Origin of the sequence: Spirosoma sordidisoli (assembly GCF_004138325.1) — a bacterium.
Lineage (GTDB): Bacteria > Bacteroidota > Bacteroidia > Cytophagales > Spirosomataceae > Spirosoma > Spirosoma sordidisoli.
The window spans coordinates 276,787-299,060 of the sequence record NZ_SBLB01000003.1 but is presented as its reverse complement, the minus strand read 5'-3'; the positions used below and the strand labels follow the sequence as shown (position 1 = coordinate 299,060).

Annotated in this window: 15 protein-coding genes; 5 read left to right on the top strand and 10 right to left on the bottom strand. The window is 53.3% G+C overall.

The features are described from left to right. Positions 1–148: 148 nt before the first annotated feature. Both gyrA and EQG79_RS13010 read left to right on the top strand, forming a co-directional pair. The gene (gene gyrA / locus EQG79_RS13015) at positions 149–2,662 is read left to right on the top strand and encodes a DNA gyrase subunit A (protein ID WP_077923580.1); all 2,514 of its coding nucleotides are present in this window, start codon (positions 149–151) and stop codon (positions 2,660–2,662) included. A 151-nt stretch (positions 2,663–2,813) separates the two neighbouring features. Then, a complete protein-coding gene (locus EQG79_RS13010; RefSeq protein WP_077923581.1) occupies positions 2,814–4,274 on the top strand; it encodes a tetratricopeptide repeat protein in 1,461 nt (486 codons plus the stop codon). A gap of 249 nt (positions 4,275–4,523) precedes the next feature. Here EQG79_RS13010 and EQG79_RS13005 read toward each other — a convergent pair whose 3' ends face one another. Together EQG79_RS13005 and EQG79_RS13000 are read right to left on the bottom strand one after the other, a co-directional pair. Next, positions 4,524–5,045, bottom strand: a complete 522-nt coding sequence (locus tag EQG79_RS13005) for a helix-turn-helix transcriptional regulator (protein ID WP_099077045.1) — start codon at positions 5,043–5,045, stop codon at positions 4,524–4,526. A gap of 204 nt (positions 5,046–5,249) precedes the next feature. Next, positions 5,250–6,065: a 2,3,4,5-tetrahydropyridine-2,6-dicarboxylate N-succinyltransferase gene (locus EQG79_RS13000; RefSeq protein ID WP_099077044.1), complete on the bottom strand. Its 816-nt coding sequence runs from the start codon at positions 6,063–6,065 to the stop codon at positions 5,250–5,252. A gap of 999 nt (positions 6,066–7,064) precedes the next feature. On the opposite strand from EQG79_RS13000, the gene gap reads away from it, so the two are divergent. Next, positions 7,065–8,057, top strand: a complete 993-nt coding sequence (gap, locus tag EQG79_RS12995) for a type I glyceraldehyde-3-phosphate dehydrogenase (RefSeq protein ID WP_077923611.1) — start codon at positions 7,065–7,067, stop codon at positions 8,055–8,057. A gap of 103 nt (positions 8,058–8,160) precedes the next feature. Here the strand turns inward: gap and trmB are convergent, their stop codons facing one another. From trmB to EQG79_RS12980, 3 genes are read right to left on the bottom strand one after another with little or no spacing between them, the layout of a single operon-like run. Beyond that, positions 8,161–8,817 carry a tRNA (guanosine(46)-N7)-methyltransferase TrmB gene (trmB, locus tag EQG79_RS12990; RefSeq protein WP_129601729.1) on the bottom strand — a complete coding sequence of 219 codons (657 nt, stop codon included), beginning with the start codon at positions 8,815–8,817 and terminating at the stop codon, positions 8,161–8,163. A gap of 2 nt (positions 8,818–8,819) precedes the next feature. Continuing rightward, positions 8,820–10,106 (bottom strand): bifunctional folylpolyglutamate synthase/dihydrofolate synthase, encoded by a 1,287-nt coding sequence (locus tag EQG79_RS12985; protein ID WP_129601728.1) that lies wholly within the window; start codon positions 10,104–10,106, stop codon positions 8,820–8,822. Then, positions 10,107–11,048 carry a hypothetical protein gene (locus tag EQG79_RS12980; RefSeq protein WP_129601727.1) on the bottom strand — a complete coding sequence of 314 codons (942 nt, stop codon included), beginning with the start codon at positions 11,046–11,048 and terminating at the stop codon, positions 10,107–10,109. A gap of 214 nt (positions 11,049–11,262) precedes the next feature. Between EQG79_RS12980 and menD the strand changes: the two genes are divergently transcribed. After that, complete coding sequence (gene menD, locus EQG79_RS12975) at positions 11,263–13,002, top strand: 2-succinyl-5-enolpyruvyl-6-hydroxy-3-cyclohexene-1-carboxylic-acid synthase (protein WP_129601726.1); 1,740 nt, start codon at positions 11,263–11,265, stop codon at positions 13,000–13,002. A 10-nt stretch (positions 13,003–13,012) separates the two neighbouring features. On the opposite strand, the gene EQG79_RS12970 is transcribed toward menD, so the two are convergent. Continuing rightward, positions 13,013–15,058 (bottom strand): putative porin, encoded by a 2,046-nt coding sequence (locus EQG79_RS12970; protein WP_077923613.1) that lies wholly within the window; start codon positions 15,056–15,058, stop codon positions 13,013–13,015. Between the two features lie 51 nt (positions 15,059–15,109). Continuing rightward, on the bottom strand, positions 15,110–16,174 hold the full coding sequence (gene lpxK, locus EQG79_RS12965) for a tetraacyldisaccharide 4'-kinase (RefSeq protein WP_262708617.1): 1,065 nt from the start codon (positions 16,172–16,174) through the stop codon (positions 15,110–15,112). Between the two features lie 86 nt (positions 16,175–16,260). Here lpxK and EQG79_RS12960 point away from each other — a divergent pair, with 86 nt between their 5' ends. Next, complete coding sequence (locus EQG79_RS12960) at positions 16,261–17,346, top strand: o-succinylbenzoate synthase (RefSeq protein ID WP_129601724.1); 1,086 nt, start codon at positions 16,261–16,263, stop codon at positions 17,344–17,346. Between the two features lie 71 nt (positions 17,347–17,417). Here the strand turns inward: EQG79_RS12960 and hemF are convergent, their stop codons facing one another. From hemF to EQG79_RS12945, 3 genes are all read right to left on the bottom strand, one after another. Next, positions 17,418–18,344 carry an oxygen-dependent coproporphyrinogen oxidase gene (gene hemF, locus EQG79_RS12955; protein WP_129601723.1) on the bottom strand — a complete coding sequence of 309 codons (927 nt, stop codon included), beginning with the start codon at positions 18,342–18,344 and terminating at the stop codon, positions 17,418–17,420. Between the two features lie 53 nt (positions 18,345–18,397). Then, entirely contained in the window at positions 18,398–19,024 is a 627-nt protein-coding gene (locus EQG79_RS12950; protein WP_129601722.1) for an AlbA family DNA-binding domain-containing protein, read from the bottom strand. A gap of 105 nt (positions 19,025–19,129) precedes the next feature. After that, complete coding sequence (locus tag EQG79_RS12945; protein ID WP_129601721.1) at positions 19,130–22,273, bottom strand: efflux RND transporter permease subunit; 3,144 nt, start codon at positions 22,271–22,273, stop codon at positions 19,130–19,132. Between the last annotated feature and the right edge of the window lies 1 nt (position 22,274).

Below are 22,274 nucleotides of genomic sequence, written 5' to 3'. Positions count from 1 at the left end.
GGTTCATACGGGGCTTTTACCGTCGTTTTTGGCCGTTTTGCCGGTATTGTTTCCTTTTGATGCGAAAAATTTGTATATTTGTCTATACAGCGGCTCATGCGCAGGGTATGGGCCGGAATAGTAATTTTCTGCGAAATATACTGAACACATGGCGGAAGAAAATCCCGACCTCGAATCACCCAGTAACATCATTCCCATTAACATTGAGGACGAAATGCGTGGTGCCTACATCGACTATTCGATGTCGGTTATCATTTCGCGTGCTCTGCCCGACGTTCGTGACGGTCTGAAACCGGTGCATCGCCGGGTTCTGTTTGGTATGGCGGAACTGGGAGTCAATTACAACAAGCCACACAAGAAATCGGCCCGTATCGTTGGAGAGGTACTTGGTAAATACCATCCGCACGGTGACTCGTCGGTTTATGATACCATGGTCCGGATGGCCCAGGACTGGTCGCTGCGGTATCCGCTCGTCGACGGTCAGGGAAACTTCGGTTCCATCGACGGCGATTCGCCGGCCGCCATGCGGTATACGGAGGCCCGGCTGAAGCGAATTGCCGACGAGATCCTGTCGGACATATACAAGGAAACGGTCGATTTTCAGCCCAACTTTGACGACTCGCTGGAAGAACCGAGCGTTATGCCCGCCAAACTCCCCAACCTGCTGTTGAACGGTTCGTCGGGGATTGCTGTCGGGATGGCCACGAACATGGCTCCGCACAACCTGACCGAAGTGGTAGACGGAATCATTGCGTATCTGGACGATCAGGATATTTCGATCGAAGACCTGATGCAGCACGTGAAAGCCCCTGACTTCCCGACGGGAGCTACCATTTACGGCATGGAAGGGGTGAAGTCGGCCTATAAAACCGGGCGGGGCCGCGTAGTGATGCGGGCCAATGCAACGATTGAAGAGAATCGGGGCAAAACCCAGATCATCGTTTCCGATGTACCCTACATGGTCAATAAGGCGGTTATGCTCGAGAAAACCGCTGAGTTGATCAACGATAAAAAAATCGAAGGGATCAGCGCCTTCCGTGACGAGTCGGACCGGGATGGCCTTCGGGTGGTCTATGACCTGCGGAAAGATGCTATTCCCAACGTAGTACTCAACAACCTCTATAAGCATACGGCCCTTCAGTCGTCGTTTAGCATCAACAACGTAGCCCTCGTAAAAGGACGGCCTATGCTGCTGAACCTGAAGGACATGATGCGGTACTATGTCGAACACCGTTTCGAGGTGGTAACCCGCCGGACTCAGTACGAACTGCGTGAAGCCGAAAAACGGGCTCACATTCTGGAAGGCCTGCTGATTGCGCTCGACAACATCGACGCCGTGATTGAGCTGATCCGTTCCTCGCGTGATCCCGAAATTGCCCGTACGGGTCTGATGGAGCGTTTCTCGCTGAGCGATGTGCAGGCGAAGGCTATTCTGGAAATGCGGTTACAGCGTTTGACCGGTCTGGAGCGGGATAAGCTGCAGGCCGAGTACGACGAACTGATGCAGGAGATTGCCGGTCTGAAAGAGATTCTGGCCAGCGAAGATCGCAAGCGTCAGGTCATCAAAGAAGAGCTGCTCGATATCCGGGCTCGTTATGGGGATCCGCGTCGTACTGAAATCAACCCGCTGGGCGACGGAAACATCAGCGATCTGTCTTTGATTGCCGATGACGATATGGTCATCACCATTTCGCACGAAGGGTACATCAAACGGACGCCAACGACCGAGTACCGCTCGCAGAGCCGGGGTGGGGTGGGTGCCAAAGCCGCCGTGACCAAGGAAGAAGACTTTACCGAGCATCTCTTCACGGCCACGATGCACAATACCCTGCTGGCGTTTACCCAGAAAGGCAGACTGTACTGGTTACCGGTATACGAACTGCCCGAAGGATCGCGTACGTCGAAAGGACGGCCGTTGGCCAACTTTATCAATATCGAATCAGACGATAAGGTGCGCGCGGTAATCAACGTGACCGATCTGAAGAATGAGGACTACATCAACAATAACTACATTGTGATGTGTACGCGGCAGGGCACGATCAAAAAGACCATGCTCGAAGCGTATTCCCGGCCGCGCCAGAACGGTATTATTGCCATTACCATCGATGAGGATGATCAACTGATCGGCGTCTGTATGACCAATGGCGATAACGATATCGTGATTGCGTCAAGTGCCGGCAAAGCGGTTCGTTTCCACGAAAGCCGGGTACGGCCCATGGGCCGTACGGCTACCGGTGTGCGTGGTATCTCGCTCGACGATGAGGATACGACCGATCACGTGGTCGGTATGGTTTGCATCGGTTCTACGGAGGCCCAGCTGCTGGTGGTTTCGGAAAAAGGCTACGGAAAGCGCTCCGAAATCGATGAGTATCGGATTACCAACCGGGGCGCCAAAGGAGTAGGTACTCTGAAGGTGACTGAAAAAGTAGGCCGGCTGGTAGCGATCCTCGATGTGGCAGATAACGACGATTTGATGATCATCAACAAATCAGGTATCGCTATTCGTACCCCAGTGTCTGACATTAGTGTGATCGGGCGGAACACCCAGGGGGTGCGGCTGATTAGCCTGCGTGACGGCGATGCCATTTCGTCTGTCACCAAAATCAAACAGGAAGATGGCGAGGAGGAACCGGCCGTACAGGTAGCGGAAGCCTCTGAATAATTGTATAATTTCCCGGTATACGTTTGTTTGAGCCGCTGGTGCTGGTTGTAATCAATCAGGACCAGCGGCTCAAACAATTCCTGCCCGTCTATGCTTATACGGATTGATTCCGTAATTTCGTTTCTGAAACAAAAACAATCCCAATTAACACATGAAATCAATCTATTTCGTGCTGATGGTTTGCTTTCTCGCTCTTGGTACGCGGGTGCAGGCTCAGCAACAAGGACAGGGCGCTGCATCGGTACTCGATCAGGCTGCTATGGATGCCGTGAAGAAGGATAAGGAAAAGAGTGATAAAGACATCACGGATGCTAAGGCCTCGGCTAAAGCATCAACCTGGATGGACCGGGCCAAAACTTACCAGAGCATAGCTGGCCAGTATATCCGGTTAGATTCTATGGCGGCAACCAAAGCTCAGGAAGCTTACACCAAGGTAGTTGAACTCGATAAGGACAAAAAAGGTGGTCCGGGTCGGTTGGCCAAGGAAGCTCAGGAGGCCATGAAGAGCCAGGCTATGTATGGCGCTTTCATGCAGCAGGGGGTAGCCAAGTTTCAGAATAAGAATTATGCTGAAGCGATGAAGTCGATGCTGATTGCCGGAGAAATCACGCCAACGGATACGCTGGCTCCGCTCTACACGGCTATTGCTGCTCAGCAGATCAAAGACAATGCTACCGCCAAAACGCAGTTGGAAAAATACATGACCGCCGGCGGTAAGGATGCTACCATTTATGGCTCGCTGGCTATGCTGTACCGCGCCGATAACGAGATTGACAAAGCACTGGCTACCCTGGATAAAGGTATTGCCATGGCACCTACCAACAAGGACCTGTCAAACGAGCGGATCAACATCATGCTGGCGACGAACCGGATCGACGAAGCTATTGAAGGCTACAAGCAACTGGTACAACGGGAGCCAAACAATGCGCAGAACATCGCTAACCTGGGTATTCTGTACGACAATGCAGCCAACGGCATGCAGACCGAAATCCGGAAACTGTCGGAAGAGACCAAAAAAGGGGGTGATATAACCAAGAAACTGGCGGCTCAGAAAGACGCACTTGACGCGATCAACGGCGAGATTACCCGGCTTACGGCTAAGGTAAAGAAAGAGCCCAAGAACGCCGATGCCAAGCGTCAGCTGGCCGACGTAACTAAGCGTCAAGCTGATACGAAAGCTGCTTTGGCGCAACTGGAAACCCAGGCTAAAGAAGAGGCTGCTAAAAGCTCAAGCACCGCCGGCAACGAAGCGAAGCTGGCCGACCTGATTAAGAAAAACGCCGATCAGCGGGCGCTGGCCAAAGAGAGCTACATGAAAGCGCTCGCCATCGATCCGGCTAACTACGACGCTAACTTCAACCTGGGTGTGGCTTATTTCAACGACGGGGTTGAAATGAAGAAAGCTGTTGACGGTATGGATATGGCTGAGTATAACAAACGTGGTAAAGAAGTTGACGGCCGTGTTTGCGGTAAATTCAAACAGGCGCTTCCATATTTCCAGAAAGCTAAAAGCGTGAAGGAAGAAGCGGATCTGGTCGAAAACCTGACCAACCTGGAGAATATCCTGAAACAGTATGAAGAGCGCAAGATCGTTTGCGTAGAAAGCAAATAAGCTGAAGTAGGTAAGGGCTGGCCATAGACCAGCCCTTATTTAGAAATCATTACTTAACATAATATAAATTATACAACAAATTGGGAGGCCGTAATCCACAGCCTGTCCACAAGTTATCCACGTGGAACGTTAATGTACTGCTTTACAAAGACTTAGGCTTTTTTTAGTCAAAATTGCCCTTGAAAGGCAGTAGAGGGCGTTTTTGAGTCTAAAATAAAGGGTTACTTCAAGCCGAAGCACTGGACTAATCTAAGCGGGTGTGTATTCCTGAAATGATCCATCGCTGTAAAAAATCAAAATTCGGTCTACTTTCTTCACCACAGCACCGGCCGTAGAATCGACTGAATCTGCAACCGGATCTGGGACAGAAATGTCAGGCGGTGCAGCCGCAATTTCGTGGCGCTGGGTGCGGATCGGTGCTACTGACGCCAGACGTGCTGGAGACGAATAAACCGGGCTTGAGTTACCTTGGCGGGATTCGTACCGGTTGTCGCCCGATGAAGCTGGGACGGGCTGAGGATTTAAATACCGGGATGTTGAGGTTGACTGGGCTGGAGTTGGTGCAGGTTGGTTGTCTTCCTCCATAATCCATTCATAGCCCAGCTCAGGAAAGCGACGGATTATTTTCTGAATAATATCAAAACTAGGTCTATTCCGACCCGACAGAATATGGGATATACTCGATCGCTGCACACCAATTTCGTCAGCAAAATAAGACGGGGTGAAGTTACGCTCGATCAGAATCTGTTTAATCTTGTCATTTATGTTCATATCGTTACAGGAAAGCTGATATGTTACAAACATAAATAAATTACTTATAAATGTAAAACACTTTGGTCAATTTACGCAAAAATACACTATTTACAATAGTGTATTTTTGCGTAAATTGACCAAAGTGTAAATGATATATGTGAATTTACTGAATGAATTACAAATGGATACCACGAATCTCTCGTTCAGCTTTCACGCCATTATTTATACACTGACATTATTTTCCCGGAGCGCTTCATTAAGGGATGTCTTCAGGTCAGTAGACGGCTTCCGCTGGCCGATAATCATGGCACAGGGAACGTAAAACTCCCCTGCTGGGAATCGTTTAGCAAAGCTCCCTGGAATAACTACTGAGTTAGCCGGGACAAAACCTGTATACTCAACGGGCTCGTTGCCTGTGACATCAATAATTTTAGAGGAGCCGGTGATCGTGACGCCAGCCCCCAGAACGGCTCGTTTGCCAATGTGAGCGCCTTCCACAACAATACAGCGGGAGCCGATAAAAGCGCCATCTTCTACGATGACGGGTGCTGCCTGCGGTGGCTCGAGCACACCACCGATTCCTACTCCACCACTCAGATGAACGTCTTTGCCAATCTGAGCACAGCTTCCGACAGTAGCCCAGGTATCGACCATGGTCCGCTCATCTACGTATGCACCAATATTAACGTAGGATGGCATAAGAATAACGCCGGGAGCCTGGTAAGAGCCGTAACGGGCAACTGCCGGCGGTACTACGCGAACCTGACGCTGGCTGTAGTCAGTTTTTAGAGGAATCTTGTCATGAAACGAAAAAATTCCGACTTCCTCGGGTTTCATGGACTGGCTGACAAAATAGAGTAGTATGGCTTTTTTTACCCACTCGTTGACCACCCACGCCCCTTCTTCTGTGGAAGATGGTTCGGCTACGCGGAGCTCTCCCCTATCTAATTGGGCAATTACACTACGGATGCTTACTAGTGATTCTGGTTGAGCCAGTAAAGTTCGATCAGCCCAGATTTCTTCGACTAATTGCTTCATTAATTTAAAGTAAAGGTTCACTAAACAGATTATAACTTGTTGAATATCACGACTAATTAGTTAGGTGCCGAATAATGTTCTGTGAGCTATATATATTATAGTTTTATCTTCTATTCTCTCTTCAAATGTAATGATCAGAATCTTATATCTGAAATATATGCCTTTAATTTTTTAAAACGATCTGTGTTGCGATGAGGAATAACATACACGAGAATAGAGGCTACAACTTATCAGTGCAAAGTCGATGCCATAGGTTGTTGCCGGTTTTTTTTAAATGAGAGTGGGTAGTCAGCTCCAGTACATGACTGTACGATCTCGCTTGGTTCAGAAGTGTAATAGACTTATTCAGCCTAACATAAAATGTTACTGTCGCTGTGGCAGTTTACGCGTATAAGACTGGTTCTGTTGTACGACTGAATACGCGTAAGCTGCCACAGCAGAATATAAGCATAATGAAACGATTGAAATAGTATCACTAGCCTGGAAATACGAGTATCATAGTAGCGGTGTCCTATAAAATGAATTGTGTTTAACTATTCTATAGAAAGTAGTTCTAATAGTTGTTTGGGTCGTTGCTGACAATTCAAATGCAGCAACGAGTATTTTTTCTACAAGAGTGTGGTGCAACCGAATAAAAGTGATTTTATAAAATGATGTACTTCACTCCTATTGTTATACAGCACGGCTTAAAAACAACTTAGTAACAATACTAAAAAAATGCTAGTAAATTAGCAACAAAATGATAAAAATTAGTTATTTTTAGTATTGTTATAGTATATTGCCAATATTTATAGTAAGTACACCCCTATTTGCTACAAATTATTAGTATATTAGCGCTCATTTGCTAAATTATTTACTAATAATCGTATTTTGCTAAAATTAAGATTGTGTTTTACTAATTCGTGGCGTTTAGTATTCTCCTACTCTATCTTGATTCAAACTCGGGGATTTTTTATTTAATCAGTATATTTGACCCCGAAAACTAACATCTATCAGTTCATGGAAAAAATACGCGTTGCCATTAATGGCTTTGGTAGAATCGGTCGTTTATCCTTCCGACGGTTGATCGAGAAAGATAACATTGAAGTAGTGGCCATAAATGACCTTACAGATAATGCTACACTTGCTCATCTTCTGAAATACGACTCGGTTCATGGCCGTTTTTCGGGCGACATATCGTCAGACAGCGAAAGTATAACCGTAAACGGTAAACGAATCAATGCCTACGCCGAACGTGATCCTAAAAATCTTCCCTGGAAGCAACTGGAAATTGACGTAGTTCTGGAGTCAACCGGCCGTTTTGTTGATGAGGCTGGCGCGGGCATGCACCTGCAGGCTGGTTGTAAAAAAGTAATCATCTCAGCGCCTGCTAAAGGAAATATTCCAACTGTGGTATTAGGCGTAAACGACGATACGCTTACGGGTGACGAAACCATTATTTCAAACGCTTCGTGTACGACGAACTGCCTGGCTCCGATGGCAAAGGTACTTGACGACGTATTCGGAATTGAGAAAGGTTACATGACCACGATCCACGCTTACACAGCAGACCAGAACCTGCAGGATGCTCCCCATTCGGACCTACGGCGGGCCCGGGCTGCCGCTCTGTCAATCGTGCCAACCTCGACTGGTGCTGCCAAAGCGGTTGGTCTCGTACTACCTCAGCTAAAAGGGAAACTCGATGGCAATGCCATGCGGGTACCTACGCCAGATGGTTCATTGACAGACCTGACGGTCATCCTGAAAAAAGAAGCGTCGGTTGAGGAGATCAACAATGCGCTGAAAGCTGCTTCGGAAGGCCCACTAAAAGGAATCCTTGAGTACTCAACCGATGAGATTGTATCGATCGATATCATTGGCAACCCTCACTCCTGTATTTTTGATTCAAAGTTGACGACCGTAAATGGCACACTAGCTAAGGTAGTAGGCTGGTATGACAATGAGTTTGGGTACTCTAGCCGAGTAGCGGATCTAATCGCAAAGTTGTTCTAGACTAACAATTGTAAACATTAAACTCTGCATTGTTAAACTGTAAACTGTTTAACAATGCAGAGTTTTTATTTGTAAATAGTATTGTAGATAGCATAAATGTAAATTACGATCTCCTGCATTGTAAATAGTTAATTGTAAATCCCTTTTCAAAAAACAACTGCTCATATTTTGTTTTGATATTCATATGGATTGCGTTCAGCGCTGACTGGTAGAGATCTGTTGTATATTGTAAATCGGCAAATCCGTTCTGACCAATTACTTCCAGGCTGTACGCAAATAGCTCGGGATTGTCGGTTTTAAGGTGCAGCGTTCCCTCATCGACTAGAATAGACTTGTATAAGTCCAGAAACCGCGGATGGGTTAACCGATGCTTTTCCTGCTTAGGCCGTGGTTGCGGGTCAGGGAACGTAATCCAGATCTCGTTAACCTCACCCGCGGAAAAGAACTCAAGCAGAAAGTTTATATCCGTGCGGAGAAAGGCCACGTTTTGTAAATTCAGCTCCAGAGCCGCTTGTGAACCGCGCGCTATTCTATCGCCTTTAATATCGACACCAATAAAGTTCATGGCCGGGTAAGCCTGTGCCAGGCCAACGGTATACTCGCCTTTCCCACAGGCCAACTCCAGAACAATCGGGTTGTTATTGTTAAAATAGCGGCTGCGCCAGTTGCCTTTGATCGTTTTGTACAGCGGTTTACCAACTTCAATGACGTTATGGCTTTCTGCGTTTTGCAGAAAGCGATGTTGCTTGCGACGAGTCACGGTTATAAATTGATTAATTCAGCAACGACATAATTGCTGCCTGTGATAAGAATGACATCATTGCCCTGAGCATCCTGCCGGGCAGCATCCAGCGCAACGTTTACATCTGAATACACCTCACCAAACCGGGCTACCTCTGCCGCTTCAGCCTGAAGCAATAGAGCTGGCAGGGAACGGGGAGATGATGCCTGACAAAAATAATAGACTGCCGACGAGGGCAGGGTTAGCAGTAAAGACGATGCGGCTTTATCGGCTACCACGCCCATCACAATCCGCAACGTGTCGAAAGACAGGGACGCAACGGTCTCCATCAATGCCTCCAGCCCCGGTTTGTTATGAGCCGTATCGACGTAGACACGGGGCTCGTCACTAAGCAGTTGAAACCGTCCCTTGAGTCCGGTCAGGGTAACAACCTCCCGTACCCCCCGCTGAAGCGCTTCCTTACTAACGGGCCAGATGGGTTGCAACATTTCGACCGTTGCCAGAACCGCTGCCAGGTTGTGACGCTGGTAGCCACCTGTCAGCCCCAGTTCGAACAGGCTGTCTGATTCACCAGCCTGGCTAACCAATACCTGACGGAACCCCCTAAGCAGTCCCCGGTCCTGAACTCGGACCTGTTGATCCGCGAAGGTAATGGGAGCAGCTTCCTGGGTGGCTTTGGCCCTGAAGACCGGTTCGGTTTCGGGATGGGTCTCGCCGATGATCACCGGAATGCCAGCCTTGATGATGCCGGCCTTTTCGGCAGCAATAGCAGGCAGGGTATCCCCCAGGATGTCCATATGGTCGAACCCGATGTTGGTAATCACCGATGCGGCCGGGGTAATAACGTTAGTAGAATCAAGCCGACCACCCAGCCCCACTTCGATCACCGCCACATCAACCTCCTGAAACGCAAAATACAGAAAGGCCAGGGCCACCGTAACCTCGAAAAAAGACGGTTCGATCGATTCAATCAGGGCTTGTTGACTGGTGACGAAATCCGCCACATCCTCTTCGTCGATGGGCTGACCGTTAATCCGAATCCGTTCGGTGAATGAGCGAAGATGGGGCGACGTATACAAACCCACCCGGTAGCCGGCTGCCTGATACACGGCCGCCAGCATATGGGCAGTGCTCCCCTTGCCATTGGTACCGCCCACGTGGATACTTTTGAATTTATGCTGTGGATCGCCCAGAGCCGCGCAAAGCCGCAGGGTATTGGTAAGACCGGGTTTAATCGCTTTGGGACCGATCCGGTGATAAACAGGGAGCCGACTGTAGAGGTAGTCGAGTGCTTCCGAATACTGCATTTACTTGGAGGTAATAATAAAGGTAATGGTACCGGTGGCTGTTGGGGGGGTGGCGCCACCTTTTGGCCGGAGTCTGAGCCGTTGTACCGCTTTCCGATACACATCAACCACCGACGGACTCACCGTGGTCTGTAGCGTACGCACGTTGATGATCTCCCCTCCGCTATCGACTTTAATCTGGAAAATAATTTTACCGGTTTCATCAGAATCGTCGTTCACGCTGGGGCGCGAAGCCAGTGACCAGCCGGATACATCGAAAGCGACACCGGACGAGGCTCCACCGGGGGTACCATAAAATTCTTTGGCGTCGATTTTACCGTTGGGATTTCCCTTGTCACCGACTCCACTCGCGTCGTCTCCGTTACTGTTCCCGCCGGTGCCGGATGCTTTCCCCACAGTGCCGTTAGATCCACCGCCCCCCGATGATTTTTTGAATAAAGCATCGTTATTGACGGTCTCTACCTTGCGGGCGGGCGCGGGCGGGGCCGGCCGTTCTACCGGAGCGGTGGGCCGGGGCGCTTCGGCCCGCTTCGGTTCCGGACGCTCGGGGGTTGTTACGGGGCTTTCTGCCTTGCTGGCGATGATGGGTTTTTCGGTAGCTACTTTGGCCGGTTTGACATCCTCTATTTTCGGACTTGGGGTAACCCGCGTACGCTCAACCCGGGGGGTGGTGTTGACTTTGGGGTTCGGTCGATTTTCGGATGGTTTTACGTCTACCGGATTCGGCGAGTCAGAGGGTTTATTGTAGGTCTGTATCTTTCCACTCCCGCGGGCATCGGTTCCGAAGTTCACCTCCACAAACTGGATGGGTGGCGGGTTAGGCACCGTCTGAGACAGGCTCACGAGAAACAGGATCACCAGCAACAGCACGTTGATGACCAGGGCACCGGCGAACGACTTCAGCCGGATTTCATTTTCGTTATCGTAGGTAAGGCGGCTCATACGGCACAGACTAAAATACGGTAGAATAACGCGGATTCGACCGGCTTCGTTTATTTATCAAAAAAGGACCGGGGTCTTTTTCCGCTTTTATTGGCAAAGTAACGGAAATTCAGCGATACTGCCGGGACAACTGCCCGGGCTCATTGGTTTAGACAGTATGTTTGCATACCGGCTTCCGGGCCCTTTTTTCCCATTTCTCTGTCTGTTTTTAGCCATGCCCATTCTCCAGCCCATCGTTAACATGGCGGAACTCCTCCACCAGAAAGGCATCACCGACGTCCTGGTATCGCCGGGTTCCCGATCGGCTCCCCTGACGCTGGCCGTTGTTCGACACCCGGCCCTTCGGGTACGGGTCATGGCCGATGAACGGGCCGCGGGGTTTGTGGCACTGGGCATAGCGCAGCAAACGGGCCGACCAGTGGCGGTAATCTGTACGTCGGGGAGCGCGGTGTATAATCTGGCTCCGGCGGTTGTGGAAGCATTTTTCCAACAAATACCCCTCCTGCTGCTCACCGCCGACCGCCCCCACGAATGGCTTCACCAGCAGGATGGACAAACGATCCACCAACCCGGCCTCTTCGGACATCACGTCAAGCGGAGTTATGATCTGCCCGCCGACTACACCCATGCCGACAGCCGCTGGTTCATTGAGCGGTCGGTCAACGAAGCCATTGACCTCGCCCAATTTTCGCCGGCCGGACCGGTCCATATCAACGTCCCGCTGCGCGAACCGTTCTACCCCACCGCCGGGGAGTCATTTACCGCTGGCCCCGTTCGGACCATCGATACCCTTCGGGCAGAACCAGGACTGCCCACCGACAGCTGGCACCGGTTACTGCAGGAATGGGATCGTCATGACCGGATTCTGATAGCGGTTGGCCAGCTGCCACCCAATCCGGCCCTTCGGCATATGCTGGCGAAGATCAGCGAAGAGTTCGGCGTGCCGGTCGTGGGCGAGATTATCAGTAACCTGGCCGATAATGGCCTGTTCATTACCCATACGGATACACTTCTGGCGAATCTGAACGAGTCGGTAGCGGAAACCCTGCAACCCGACCTGCTGATTACGATCGGCAACTCGTTTCTGACCCGAAACATGAAGACATTCTTTCGGCGTTACCCCGCCCGGCATCACTGGCATATCGACCCGGTGCTCGATCGGATCAACGACTCGTTCCAGAGTTTGACCACGCGCGTGCAGGCTTCCCCCCTCGCGTTCTTCGAAAAGCTGTTCAGTGATCTCGATTACCAGCGGTTTCTGCAGGGCGACGATGATGATGGGTCAACAATGTTCTTACAGACCTGGCAGGCGGCCGATCGGCGGGCGGCTCAGCTGGTTTTCCGTTCCCTTCGTCAGCCAGAGGACAGGCTAACCGACTGGCAGGCCACCCAACACGTGCTGGCGAATCTGCCCGAGGGATCTGTCCTGCACCTGGCGAATAGCATGCCCGTCCGGTACGCCAACCTGTGCGGCCTTAGCGAGCAGCAACAGATAGACGTCTGGGCCAACCGGGGCGTAAGCGGTATCGATGGTTGCCTCAGCACGGCCGTGGGGGCAGCCCTGGCTACGGACAAACTGGTTACCCTGCTGATTGGCGACGTCGCTTTTTTCTACGACCGGAACGGATTATGGTCAGCCCCCGTACCGCCCAACTTACGCATATTCCTCCTCAACAACGACGCCGGGCATATTTTCCGGATCATCGATGGCCCCGGTCAGCAACCCGAACTGGAACCTTATTTTGAGACCCCCCATGGCTACACCGCCCGTCGCACCGCCGAAGATGCGGGGGTGACCTACCAAATCTGCCGGACGGCTACCGAACTCACCTCGCTCCTGCCCGACTTCCTTCAGCCGGGCACGCAGGCTAAGCTACTGGAAATCTCAACCGATAAGCTGGTAAACCAGCAGCAGTTCGAGGCCTACCGGGCCACCCTGCGCCAGGCTGACTAAACGGTCATGGCTAGTCGAACAGGTACCAGTCGACACCGAATGCAAAGCCCCGGCGCATCTGCAAAAAATCGGGGGCCACAAAATACCCATCTCCCTGCAGCAACCCCTGGTTGGCATGGGTCAGCTTGATGAACAGGCGGGTTCGGTTTACCCGCAGATTGGCATAGACGTCGGCCAGCAGGTACCCTTCTACCCGCTGGCGGTTCTGTAGATAAAACTGCTGGGTAACCGGCATGTACGCATCGGCGAAATAAGCCGACTTGTAATGCAGGTCGATGCCCGTCTGGATGTAGAGCACTTTGGCGTACAGAAATTCGTACTGAAGCCGCGCGTTCAGGAATACCGGGGGTGTCCGCAGAATATCGGATCGGGATTGTACCGTATAATAGGCCTGCCCTGAAGTCAGGAACTTACCGACCTGCAGCGAGTAGCCCAGCCCCGTCCGTAACACACTAAACGACCCGCTGGCCTGCCGGGCTATCCCCTCGGTATCGAAGTAGATGTAGTTACTCAGCAGCATATAATCGAGGCCCGGTTGCAGACGGAGCTTTTTGTACTGCAGATTCAGCTGTCCGTAAGCGTGGTTGTAGCCCCGGAGCCGGAAATTATTCCGCCAGAAATAAACCGGACTTTGAAACCGCTCCTGCAACAGGGTTGGCTGAACGAGCATGGCCGTGTACCCACCCGTCAGCAATCGACTCTCAAATTGCCCCTGAAGCCGGAAGCCGCCCCCGACCTGGTACTCGGCTTCTGCCGTTAGCCGGGATAAACTATCGGGGAAATAATAGCCCAGCCAGCCACCCAGGAAGGTTTCGACCCGGCGGGTTTCGTATTCGTTGTAGGCCGTCTCGGCGGTATTATACCGGGTATACTGGCCATAAATACGGCTACGCAGGTAGGCCCGGTAGTTAAATGACGACTCGCCCAGCTGGTAAACGCCTTTGAGCCCCACCTGATTCTCCAGCTGCCGGAACCGCGCGTCCTGCTCGATCCGGGTCGTATCGCCCAGGTTCACCAGGTTGGGGTTGTTCAGTCCGGTCGGGTAAAAACCGGGCAGGGTCCCGATGGGGGTTTCGACCGGGGTCTGGTTCTGCAGGACGGCATCGTCCTGGAAGTAGTTTTTCTGCCGCCGGTAATCGAGCCGGTGATACAACTGAACCCCCTGGTCCAGTACAAACTGCTGATAGATGTGCCAGTCATTACGAATCTCACGCCCGAATACCGACGTCAATCGGGGATCGCCGTCGTAATTGATCAAATTGACTACGGTACTGCCATCGCTGGTGAGCGTTTCGCCCGGCAACACCCCGCCCTGCTCGGCCAGTTCATGGTTCATGTTGATGAAATGCAGCAGCAGCGTGTATTTATCGTTTGAGGAGGTATAGTTGGTATGGCCCAGAAACCCCCAGTTCTGAGCCAGTAGCCGATCCGACGAGTTACTCGAGTTGAGTATCCCCCCAAACTGTTTCTGCGATGTGAACCGCTGTACCGCAAAACCGGCGTTGAGCCGGGGGTTGATGTTCTGGGTAAAATCAAACCGCAGGATATTCTGGTTACGCCCACCCAGCGCCAGGTACATATCCGAGAATGGCGATTTGGTGTTGAAATATTTGACGGCCATCGTCTGGTAAGCGTAGGGCGCAAAGACCGAATAGCCTGTCTGCGCACCCAGCTGCGCCGGTAGGGTCACAAAGACCGGCCGCATGGGCGTACCCAGATTACCCAGGTCCTGGTATAGATTCTGGTTGCGCTGAACGTACAGAAACCGGTGTACGTCATCCATGGTCGTGTCGACGGTATAGAGTTTTTTCCGGTTGTTCAGGATGTCGTCTTCCAGCCTGTACCGGGTCGACTTGGGTCCGTAAATAACCTTGGTCGAGTCATCGATCCCGCTGGCCGAGGACCCGGACCCGGAGGTGAACGAGCCGGGGCGTCCGGTTTGTCCGCCGAAGCCGCCAAAACTGCCGGGGAGTTGCCCGCCACCCGGAAACTGCTGCGCCCGGCTCAGCACCGACACCGACAAAGCGAGGCATATAAGAAAAACACGTTGATTCATTCGCTCAAAAATACGCCAAAAGTGCAGAGCCTTCAGGTCAGCTGGCATTCGTTATGGATTTTTAAGGATTTGCTCGTTTAAAAACTGATCGAACTGCCGGTCGCTCCCGTCGAGCAGCTGCGTACCGACGGGCAGATAGTATAGGGGCCACTGGGCCCGTTCGGCGGGGGTCAGTAGCGCATCCAGCTTGACCCAGTCTTTTTCCGTCGTCAGCACCGATGCACCAGCGGGCAACTCAGCCATCACCCGCTCCAGGTCAGCCCGCGTATAGGCATAGTGGTCCGCGTACCGGCGGTGGCTCAGCAGGGTATACTCAGTTCGTACGTACTCGTCCAGCGGGTCGGCGTTGGCCAGGCCTGACACCAGCACCACGGGCCCGGTCAGCGCCGGGCTCGTCGACCCGGAGAAGGGAACAGGCCGTTGGTAGGCCAGACCGGCGAAAAAGACCGGCACGTCTGGCCGCGCATACTGACGGATCAGACCGGCTATGCGGTGCTGCTCGGTGGCTGGCAGAGCCACCGGACATTTGGTGACGATGACCGCATCGGCCCGACGGGCGCCCTGCCGCCGTTCCCGCAACCGCCCCGCCGGAAAGGGATGATCGGCCACGAACAGGCGGGCATAATCGGTGAGGAGCAGGTTCACATCCGGCTGAACGGCCCGGTGCTGAAAAGCATCGTCGAGTATAATGAGCCGGGTGTTTGGGTAGATCCGCTCGATCGTCTGGATGGCATCGGCCCGGCGTTCACCCACGCATACGCGAACCTGCCGGCCAAACTTCCGGTACACCTGCAGCGGTTCGTCGCCCAGCGTAGTGGCTGTATCGTCAGGACCGGCCACCCGAAATCCGCTTGTTTTGCGGCCATACCCCCGGCTCAATGTAACCGCCTGATACGCATCTGCACCGCCTTTGTTTAGATACCATTTAATCAAAAACTCGACCATTGGGGTTTTACCCGTTCCGCCAACGGTCAAATTCCCGACACTTACCGTACGGATAGAAGCCCTATAGACTTCCTTTAACTGGTTGTTAAATAACCAATTACGCAAGTCGGTCACTAAACCGTAAAGACCACTGAGTGGCAGCAGTAACCGATTTATGGCTGTAGGCTTCACTAATAATTTCGTAATATTGCCTTTTTGGAGCAGTCAAAAGTAGTACTTTTAGGACTGATAACACCCGCCCTGACTATCCTGATACAATGAGTTTGAGAGCCGACTACCTGAAATATACGTTGCATTTTCGCTTCGAAGCGGGTACGTCGCGTGGCAGCCTGACCGAAAAAACCTCCTACCTCATCCGGCTTCTCGACGATACAGACAGCTCGGTAGTCGGTTACGGGGAATGCGGGCCACTAAAGGGCTTGAGCTATGATGACCGGCCTGATTTCGAGGCCCATCTGCAGCAGTACTGCCAGGAGTTCAACGACCTTGACCTGCAGCTTTTCAACTGGAATGTCCCTATCGTTCTCAACCAGGTCATCAGCCCCCGCTTTCCCAGCATCCTGTTTGGCTTTGAAACGGCCATGCTCGACTTTCTGGCGGGCGGACGGCGGCTTCTGTTCGAGTCTGAATTTACCCAGGGCCACCGCGACATTCCCATCAACGGGCTGATCTGGATGGGGAACCAGGCGTTCATGAAGGAGCAGATCGAAGACAAACTGCGAACCGGCTTTACAACCCTCAAACTGAAGATTGGGGCTATCGACTTCGAGCAGGAATGTGATCTGCTGGCCATGATCCGGGACCGGTTCAGCCCCGACCAGATCAGCCTGCGCGTGGATGCCAACGGCGCTTTCCGGGCCGAAGAGGCCATGCAGAAACTGGAACGACTGGCCCAGTACCAGCTGCATTCCATTGAACAACCCATCGGAGCCGGACAGGCGGAGCAGATGGCCGAGCTGTGCCGCCACACGCCCGTTCCCATTGCCCTCGACGAAGAACTGATCGGGCAGATGGAATACGTGCATAAATTCAGACTGCTGAAAAAAATTCAGCCCCAGTACATTATCCTGAAACCGACCTTGCTGGGCGGCCTCCGTCACTGCGACGAGTGGATTGAGCTGGCGGGACGGCTCAACGTAGGCTGGTGGATCACCTCGGCCCTGGAATCGAATATCGGCCTCAATGCCATTGCGCAATACACAGCGCAGTTCAAAAACGGCCTGCCCCACGGCCTCGGTACCGGCCAGCTGTACCATAACAACGTAGACAGCCCGCTCCGGATCGAGCACGGACAGCTCCATTTCGACCCCACCCACCCCTGGGACCTGACAGCCGCGTTTTAGTGATGAGTGAGTAGTGATGAGCAATGAATGATCAGTTATCGGTAATATGAATAACACGCATCGCTCATCACTCACCACGTTACCCCTTTGCGGAGCCAGCTTAGGGTTTCAGCTTCCGGGCTGTTGGGCTCGGGTTTGAAATCGTATACCCAGTTAGCCTGGGGCGGCATGCTCATCAGGATGGATTCAGTTCGGCCGTTGGTTTCGAGTCCGAATTTGGTGCCCCGATCCCAGACCAGGTTGAACTCGACGTACCGCCCCCGGCGCAGCTGCTGCCATTGCTTTTCGCGATCTCCGTACGGCAGGCCCTGGTTTTTTCGCATAAAGTGGGTGTAGATCGGCGCGAAGGCATTGCCCACGGCCTGCACAAAGGCAAACAGATCCGCTTTATGGCTATCGTTTTCGGGCTTCAGGTAATCGAAGAAGATGCCGCCAATACCGCGAGTCTCCTGCCGATGCGGGAGAAAGAAATAGTCATCGGCCCAGGGCTTGAATCGGGCGTGATAGCCCGGATCATGCTGGTCGCATACCTGCCGCAGCGCGTCGTGAAACCAGCGGGCATCGTCAGGTACTACGTAATGCGGGGTTAGGTCGATACCGCCCCCGAACCAGTTGTGGCCCGTACTCATTTCAAAATACCGAACGTTCATGTGAATGATCGGCACCATGGGGCTGCGGGGGTGCAGCACGATAGACACCCCGGTCGCGTAAAACGTGGGGGGTGATGCGGGCGCGTCGGCCCCGGTTAGCCTGAGCGAACTGAGGGTAGCTTCGGTGGCTTCGCCATGAACGGCCGAAAACCCAACGCCCCCTTTCTCAATGATCGTTCCGTCGGTCAGGATGCGCGAGCGACCTCCTCCTCCACCGGGTCGCTCCCAGTTGTCCTGCAGAAACCGGCCACTGCCGTCGGCCTCTTCCAGCGCCTGGCAGATGCGGTCCTGTAAATCCTGAAAAAAAGCGGTAATCGTTTCTTTGGTAATGGGTGCCTGTGTTGTCATAACGGCGTAAAGTTCGCAAATCCCGGCCAGCTTCCCTGCACGTCAGGTCCGGCCTACTCGGCCAGTTTCAGCGCGTACCGAACGGGTCGCTGCTTGTTGAGCAACAGCAACAGCCCCTGTTCGGCCAGTTGGCGCAGCTGCTTGCCCGCCCGGTATTCCGACACGTTGATCAGCCTGGCGTATTTATCGGCCGTAATGTCCTCATTCCGACGCAGGTACTGAATCAGCGCCCGAACGGTGGGCGTCTGTACATTGGGCGAACCCGTGCCGCCGGGGGTTATGATAAGCCGACTAGTTGGCATCGATTTATCCTTGGCCCGGACGTAGATGGTTCGCTTACCGGCTTCATCCACCGCGAAATGTGGCTTTTCCGTGCTCTCCGCCACATGGATTACCAGCACCCGCCGACCATCGGGGGCCAGGGCTTCGTAACTGATTTCCAGCGGAGGTTCAACAAACTGGTCGGTAGCCTCTTCGATCTTTCGCATCTCCCGCAACTCCGACGGCACCCCTACAATACGGCCATCGTCGGTTACCCCGATCAGCAGGGTACCTCCGGCCGTATTGGCAAAGGCCGTCAGCGTGCGGGCTATGCGGTGCGCTGAGGATAGGCTGCGTTTAAATTCAAGTCGAACGCTTTCGCCCTGACCAATCAGTTCGTCGAGTTCAGTACGGGTCATGCCTTAGTAACAAATAAGCCGATCAAATGGCTCAAGTTACAACCTGGTTAAGCGCCAAACCAGTCTAATTTATTCCCTGTCCCGATCGCGTCCGTTCCGTGGTCGCTAGGCAACAGCCAGCGGTTCGTCGGTCTGGCGGTGGCGGGTTGGCTGCCGATGGTTGAACAGCCGGTAAATAATCGGAAAGACCAGCAGCGTCAGGATCGTTGCGGTAATCAATCCACCAATCACCACAATGGCAAGCGGTTTCTGGGTCTCCGAACCGATCCCCGTCGATACGGCGGCCGGCAACAGGCCAATAGCCGCCATGAGGGCGGTCATGATAACGGGCCGCACCCGCGAGGCAACCCCCTCGCGTATGGCCTGGTCGAGCGGCATCCGGTTGCGTCGGTTGTTGGTAAACACGCTGACCAGTATCACCCCGTTCTGGATACAGATGCCAAACAGGGCGATAAAGCCGACCCCCGCCGAGATCCCGAAATTCATACCCGTCACATGCAGCGCCAAAATCCCGCCAATCAGCGCAAACGGCACATTGACCAGCACCAGCCCGGCGTCTTTGGCATTGCCGAACAGCATGAACAGGATAACGAAGATGGCGACCAGACAGATCGGCACGACCTGCCCCAGCCGGTCGGTGGCCCGCACCTGGTTCTCGAATTCGCCCACCCAGGCAACCGAATACCCTTTGGCGGGACGAAGGGTCTCGTTCAGCCGGCGCTGGGCTTCGGCAATGGTGCTTCCCAGGTCACGGCCGCGTACCGAAAACTTAACCCCGATAAAGCGTTTGTTCAGATCCCGGTAGATGAAGGCCGGACCGGTTATCTGCCGGATGGTGGCAATCTCTTTGAGGGGAATCTTGCCACCGCTCATCGTCGGCACCATCAGCCGCATGATATCATCCTCGTTTTTTCGGAATTCGGGCTGGTACCGCACCCGGATTTCGAACTTACGTTCGCCTTCGTAAAGCTCAGACGCCGTTTTTCCGCCGATGGCCATTTCGATAACTGCCTGCGCGTCGGCTGTAGACACCCCCAGCAGCGCCATTTTATGATCATGCAGCATAACGCTCAGCTCCGGCTGACCCACGTTTCGAATGATTCCCAGGTCCTTAATTCCCTCTACCCCTCTGACCGCTTCGACCGCCTGATTGGCGTATTTTTCCAGCTCGTACACGTCCGGTCCAAAAATCTTGATCCCGTTGCTGGCTTTGTACCCCGCCACGGCCTCCGCCACGTTGTCGATGATCGGCTGTGAGTAGTTGTACAGTACCCCGGCATAGTTTTTCAGCCGGCTATCCATCTCGTCGGTGAGTTGCTCGTCGGTAAGCGCACGCCCGTCGTGGCGTTTGGGCCAGTCCGCTTTCGGCTTCAGGTCGACCTGAAACTGGCAGAAGTAGAACCCGTTCGGGTCCGTACCGTCGTTGGAACGGCCCACCTGCGAGAGTACCTGCTTCACCTCCGGGAAGGCACCCAGGTCTTTTCGAATGGTTTTGGCCATATCGACGCTTTCGGGCAGCGACATACTCATGGGTAGCTCGGCCGTGACCCAGAGCGCGCCCTCGTTCAGCTGGGGCAGAAACTCGGTACCCAGCAACGAAGCCGAAAAGAAAGTAGCCATCATGAAGCACAACGCACCCACCAGACTCAGCCGACGATTTCGAAAACACCAGCCAAAACCCGCCATCACGATCCGGTCGAAGAAGCTGACGAGCGGGTTTTTACGCTCCCGAACGTTTTTCTTCAGCAACATCGAACACAGCACCGGCACCAGTGTCAGCGTAAACAGCAACGCGCCCAGCAGGGCAAACCCCAGGGTCCAGGCCAGGGGCGAAAACATTTTACCTTCCACCTTTTCGAACGAAAAAATGGGCAGCAAGGCGGTGATGATGATCAGCTTGGAAAAAAATACGGACTTGCCCAGTTCGCCCCCCGTTTTCCGGATCAGTCCCAGCTTGGCCATGCGGTTGAAGCGGGCCATGCCCACCCGATGGGCCAGGTGATCGAGGGACACGAAGATACCCTCCACCATCACCACCGCCCCGTCGACGATAATCCCGAAGTCGACGGCACCCATCGACAACAGGTTGGCCGACATGCCCCGTAATTTCAAACACAGAAAAGCAAACAGCAGCGCCAGCGGAATGATGATCGACACGATCAGGGTGGTGCGCCAGTCGGCCATGAACAGGAAGACAATGACCGTTACCAGTACAATACCTTCTGTGAGGTTGTGCAGCACCGTTTCCGTACAGAACGCGATCAGGTTGTCGCGGTCGTAAAACGTGACCAGCTTCACGTCGGCCGGCAGGACCTGGGTGTTCAGTTCTTCGATTTTATCTTTGACCCGCGTCAGTACCTCGCTGGGGTTCTCCCCTTTGCGCATGACAATGATTCCTTCGACCACGTCGTCGTTGGTATTCAGCCCGACCTGACCCACGCGGGGCAGCTGCGATTCGGCTACGTCGGCCACGTTCCTGACCAGCACCGGGTTGCCCCCTACTTCTTCGATCAGAATGTTTTCGATGTCCTGAATCGATGTCAGCAGCCCGATGCCCCGCACCACATAGGCCTGCCCGTTTCGCTCGATGACATCTCCCCCCACGTTGATGTTGCTGCGGGTAACGGCCTGGTAAACGTCGAGCGGGGTGATGTCGTACTTGGCCAGCTGGGTAGGATTGACGCGCAGTTCGTACATCTTCTCCCGACCGCCAAACGCCACAATATCGGCTACCCCCGGCACGCTGCGCAGTTGCCGGTCAACGACCCAGTTCTGTAGGGTCAGTAATTCGCGGCTGTCGCGGTGGGGGCTTTCGAGGGTGTAACGGAATATCTCCCCCGTCGGTCCGTAGGGCGGCTGTACGTCTGGCTCGACCCCATCGGGCAGCGACACATTCCGCAAGAGGTTATTCACTTGCTGCCGGGCCAAAAAGTCATCGACATCATCCTCGAAGATGATTTTCATGACCGACAACCCGAACATGGTGGTCGAGCGCACATTGGTTTTCCGCTGTACCGAGTTCATAGCCACCTCGATCGGAACCGTCACGAACCGCTCGACCTCCTCGGCCGAGCGTCCGTTCCATTCCGTTACCACGATGATCTGGGTGTTAGTTACGTCCGGAAACGCTTCCAGCGGGGTTTTCAGGTAACTGACAACCCCCGCTATAACCAGCACCGCCGTCATGAAAAAGACAAAAAAGCGGTTCTTCAGCGAGAAACCGACAATAGATCGAATGAAACGATTCATA

Coding starts and splice junctions, on each gene's coding strand:
- EQG79_RS12945 (WP_129601721.1), bottom strand. CDS start 22,273: ATGAATCGTTTCATTCGATCTATTGTCGGTTTCTCGCTGAAGAACCGC.
- EQG79_RS12980 (WP_129601727.1), bottom strand. CDS start 11,048: ATGAGCCGCCTTACCTACGATAACGAAAATGAAATCCGGCTGAAGTCG.
- EQG79_RS12960 (WP_129601724.1), top strand. CDS start 16,261: ATGAGTTTGAGAGCCGACTACCTGAAATATACGTTGCATTTTCGCTTC.
- EQG79_RS12985 (WP_129601728.1), bottom strand. CDS start 10,106: ATGCAGTATTCGGAAGCACTCGACTACCTCTACAGTCGGCTCCCTGTT.
- gyrA (WP_077923580.1), top strand. CDS start 149: ATGGCGGAAGAAAATCCCGACCTCGAATCACCCAGTAACATCATTCCC.
- EQG79_RS12950 (WP_129601722.1), bottom strand. CDS start 19,024: ATGACCCGTACTGAACTCGACGAACTGATTGGTCAGGGCGAAAGCGTT.
- EQG79_RS13005 (WP_099077045.1), bottom strand. CDS start 5,045: ATGAACATAAATGACAAGATTAAACAGATTCTGATCGAGCGTAACTTC.
- EQG79_RS13000 (WP_099077044.1), bottom strand. CDS start 6,065: ATGAAGCAATTAGTCGAAGAAATCTGGGCTGATCGAACTTTACTGGCT.
- EQG79_RS12970 (WP_077923613.1), bottom strand. CDS start 15,058: ATGAATCAACGTGTTTTTCTTATATGCCTCGCTTTGTCGGTGTCGGTG.
- gap (WP_077923611.1), top strand. CDS start 7,065: ATGGAAAAAATACGCGTTGCCATTAATGGCTTTGGTAGAATCGGTCGT.
- EQG79_RS13010 (WP_077923581.1), top strand. CDS start 2,814: ATGAAATCAATCTATTTCGTGCTGATGGTTTGCTTTCTCGCTCTTGGT.
- hemF (WP_129601723.1), bottom strand. CDS start 18,344: ATGACAACACAGGCACCCATTACCAAAGAAACGATTACCGCTTTTTTT.
- menD (WP_129601726.1), top strand. CDS start 11,263: ATGCCCATTCTCCAGCCCATCGTTAACATGGCGGAACTCCTCCACCAG.